Source organism: Nocardiopsis prasina DSM 43845, from assembly GCF_000341265.1.
Lineage (GTDB): Bacteria > Actinomycetota > Actinomycetes > Streptosporangiales > Streptosporangiaceae > Nocardiopsis > Nocardiopsis prasina.
On record NZ_ANAE01000057.1, the window covers coordinates 1 to 984 of the forward strand.

The following is a 984-nucleotide window of genomic DNA, read 5'->3' on the forward strand; positions in this document are numbered from 1 at the left end:
CCACGACCGCGTCGTCGGGGTCGGCCAGCACGATGGCGCCGCCCTGGACGGCGCGAACCCGTTCGGGCGGGGAGACGCGGTCGGCGTCGGCCTCGGCCAGAGCCACCCACAGTTCGCGCAGCGCCCAACGGTCGACGTGGCGGGCGGGATCGGCCATGCGCTCCAGCAGGTCGTCGGGCCCGTCGGATTCGGCCAGCAGGTCGGCCAGGCGGGAGCGGACCCCCAGCGCGGCCGCCAGCCCGCCGTCGATCCCGCTCGGAGCGGGATCGTAGAGCCCCGCAAGCACGGTGTCGGCGTCGGCGGTGCGCAGGTCGGTGGGCCGCCTTCCGTCGAGGGCGGCTCCGGTGCGCAGCCACCACGCCGTGTAGGAGGGGACGTCGACGACCTGGCCGCGCTCGCCCAGCACCCGCGCGGGTGCGGTCACGGCCTCGCGCAGGCGCCGGCCCGACAGCAGCTCCAGGGCGCGGGGCCAGCGGTCCTCGCGGACGAATTCGAGGTCGGCGACCGCCGTGAACTCGGTGACGACGGGCGGGAGGTCGGGGTCGCCCAGCCGCTCGGCGACGTCCTCGGCCCATTCGTCCACGCCGTCGAGCCCGTCCACGCGTGTTCCGCTGCCGGCGTTCTCCAGAGCGGCGCCCAGGGTCAGGTCCTCGGTACGCACCAGTGTGAAGGAGTCGAGCACGCCGACCGCGGCCAGGGCGGCCTCGCCGTAGCGCTCGACGAGGTCGGCGGCGGGGNACGAAGATCTCGCGCAGCGGGCTGGTGGGCAGCAGCAGCTCGCCGGCGACGGAGAATCCGCCCTCGTCGTCGCGCAGCGCCAGCTCGGCCAGCCACGGCGCGTCGTCCACGGTGGTGTCCGACACGGCCACGAGGTCCAGCACCGGGCCGGAGACGGACTCGGGGGAGTCGGCGTCCAGGGAGTTCTCCACGGCCGCGCGGGTCTGCGGGTCGGCCAGCACCGCCGAAGGGCCGGCTTCGACGGCG

The 984-nt window shown here is 75.9% G+C and carries 1 pseudogene; it reads right to left on the minus strand.

The window, feature by feature from the left end:
- Window positions 1-682: pseudogene (locus D452_RS27505) on the minus strand (ATP-binding protein); the annotation flags it as partial.
- Between the last annotated feature and the right edge of the window lie 302 nt (window positions 683-984).